3 protein-coding genes are annotated in these 2,695 nt (G+C 43.2%); 2 read left to right on the forward strand and 1 reads right to left on the reverse strand.

Going from position 1 to position 2,695, the window contains the following annotated elements:
• Positions 1–232 (reverse strand): hypothetical protein (locus KGY70_20475; protein MBS3777581.1); only part of this gene is annotated, 232 nt, incomplete at its 3' end.
• 449 nt (positions 233–681) lie between these two features.
• Between KGY70_20475 and KGY70_20480 the strand changes: the two genes are divergently transcribed.
• Both KGY70_20480 and KGY70_20485 read left to right on the forward strand, forming a co-directional pair.
• Positions 682–1,446, forward strand: coding sequence for a hypothetical protein (locus KGY70_20480; protein ID MBS3777582.1), 765 nt, complete (start codon positions 682–684; stop codon positions 1,444–1,446).
• 231 nt (positions 1,447–1,677) lie between these two features.
• Complete coding sequence (locus KGY70_20485; GenBank protein ID MBS3777583.1) at positions 1,678–2,562, forward strand: NmrA family NAD(P)-binding protein; 885 nt, start codon at positions 1,678–1,680, stop codon at positions 2,560–2,562.
• Positions 2,563–2,695 lie beyond the last annotated feature (133 nt).

The following is a 2,695-nucleotide window of genomic DNA, read 5'->3' on the forward strand; positions in this document are numbered from 1 at the left end:
GCTGAAGTATCCGCTCCACAACCGGCGATACAAAATGCTGATAGCCCCGGTCATTCACATCATTGTTATGTGTTTCGTACCGCGCCTTTTCTTTCTGTATCGACACATAATCCTGCGGATCCATCATCACGGATGAACATCCGCTGCATTGAAAATATCTCCGCTTGCGGGCAACGCGGAAGAACGTGGTTTCCGACCCGCAAAGAATACAAGGTTGTTTCCGTTTGATCATCTTGATTATACAGCCTTTCTTTCCTGTCTCCCGTTAAAGAACCACAAAAATACAGCAAAGCAGATAATATACCAACCCCATCGTTATTTGGCATAAGCGGTAACGGGATAACAAAAACCACCCATGATATCTGGAATAGCAGTAATAAATGATCCGAAATCGTCATACATGCATGCATGGTACCTTCGGATGTTCCGAAATTGTCATGTATGCTTGCATGATGGTCTCGGAAGGTTCCGAGATCGTCTCGCATGCTTGCATGAAGGTCTCGGAAGGTTCCGAAATTGTCTCGCATGCATGCATGAGGGTCTCGGAAGGTTCCGAAACCATGTCGCATGCTTGCATGAGGGTTTCGGAATTTTTTTTGTTTAAGAGCGTGCATTTTATAAAATTTATTTGTAATTTACCCGCATATTTCGATCAATTATTAATTAAAAAAAATTAGAATTATGATTAAAATTCCAGATTTCTCAAGATTTAGAAATGGGGAATTCGTTAAGTTTAACGATCTGACCGTTTCTGTTTTAAACAATTATGATCTGAACGCGCTTCAGGTAAGCGAAATTGCAAAAGATGTCACAACCGCCAGTAAGAAAATGATGGCGGTTTATAAAGCCGACCGGGGCAGTAATCTTACCCAAGTCATTGTGCACGCAGATGGGCTGCGTGATAACATGTTTACTGCTATTATCCTGATTTTGCGTGTCCATGCAAGATATCATCCGGATGAAACATTGAGAAAAAAGGCAAAAGCACTGTTGAAGGTGTTTGAAAAACATGGAAATACTCTTAACAGGCAGAGTTACCACCAGCAAACAGCCAACCTGCAGGACATCTTTGAAGATATAGAGCGGAAAGGCCTGAGGGGTGACATAGAATCGCTCCATCTGGATGGATATTACAAGCAATTGATGGCATCTAACAAAGAATTTGACCGGCTCTTCCTGGAAAGAAACAAAGAATATGCCCAAGCCCCTGAAGAATCCATGCCGGAACTGCGCGAAGAGGCCGAGAGCGCCCTGAAAAACCTGTTTAATCGTATCAACGCGTTTATTACCATCGATGGATTCGAAAAATACAAGCCTCTGGTGAAGGAGTTCAATGCCCTGATCGATAACTATGAAACCAGTATCGAAAGAAGGCTGAGCAAGGGTGAGGCAGAACAAGATGAAGAAAACGAACTGGACCAGGATTTTGAGGAGGCCATAGAATAAACGTCAGGAAAAAGCCTTTATAAAAGTTCAAAAAATCCCGTTGGTGACGGAAACCAAAAGGATCAGAGCCCTGAAAGAGCGAAAGATATTTCTTATGCCCTTTCAGGGCTTTAATATACTGTTGGAAGAAATTGGGAATTGGATCCGGTTTCTGTACTTTACAGCGATTCATATAGTACCGTTTGCCTTACCGGAAATCTGACTATCTTTGCAGTTCAAAAGAACCCACTGATGAAAAGGATCCTCGTAACCGGAGCAACGGGCAACATCGGATACCAGGTAATCCGGTATCTCTTTGAAGGGAACACCCAAAGCAGGATCATCGCGGGCGTTCGAAACGTCGAAAAGGGAAAGGCCTCTCTGAGGCATATCGGAAAATTGGAATTCAGGGAATTTGACTTTGAAAATCCTGCAACTTTTGATTCTGCATTGGAAGGGGTGGACAGGATATTTTTATTGCGTCCCCCGCATATAGCCAATATCAAAAAGCACTTCCGGCCCCTCATTTCAAAACTAAAGGAAAAAGGCATTCATGAGGTGGTGTTTCTTTCCGTTCAGGGCGCGGAGAAAAGCCGGGTGATACCCCATCATAAAATCGAAAAGCTGATCACCGGGTTCAACCTGGCTTATATCTTCCTGCGCCCCTCCTATTTCATGCAAAATCTGACCACCCCCCTCATCGACGATATACAGAATAAAGGGAAAATCATTCTTCCGGCGGGGAAAGCCAAATTCAACTGGATCGACGTCCACAACATCGGCGAAGCTGCTGCCATTCTTCTGGAAAAGTTTGAAGTATACAAAAACCAGGCTTATGAGCTTACCGGCTTTGAGAATGAAGATTTCTACACCGTTGCCCGTTTGATCAACCAAACCCTGAATATCAACATAAAATACGAAAGTGTCGGTCCCATCCGGTTCTACCGGATCAAAAGAAAAGACGGGCTACCTAAAGGCAAAATCCTCGTGATGCTCATGCTGCATTTCTTACCCAGATTTCAGAAAGAACCCCATATATCTGACTTCTACGAACAGTTGACCGGCAAAAAACCAACCAGGCTGGAAGAATTTATTAAGCGGGAAGGAGATAAATTCAGCTCCTGGCATTTTCAATAAAGTCATAATATAAAAATCCCCCGGCATGTAATACACCGGGGGATTTTCTTAATAAAGATTGGTTTCTGCCTTATTCCAGTATCAGCTTTCTGGTAACCCGTTTTTCTCCATAATCAATCTGGAGAAGATATAT

The sequence above is a fragment of the Bacteroidales bacterium genome (assembly GCA_018334875.1).
Classification (GTDB): Bacteria; Bacteroidota; Bacteroidia; order Bacteroidales; family UBA12077; genus JAGXLC01.

Coding starts and splice junctions, on each gene's coding strand:
- KGY70_20480 (MBS3777582.1), top strand. CDS start 682: ATGATTAAAATTCCAGATTTCTCAAGATTTAGAAATGGGGAATTCGTT.
- KGY70_20485 (MBS3777583.1), top strand. CDS start 1,678: ATGAAAAGGATCCTCGTAACCGGAGCAACGGGCAACATCGGATACCAG.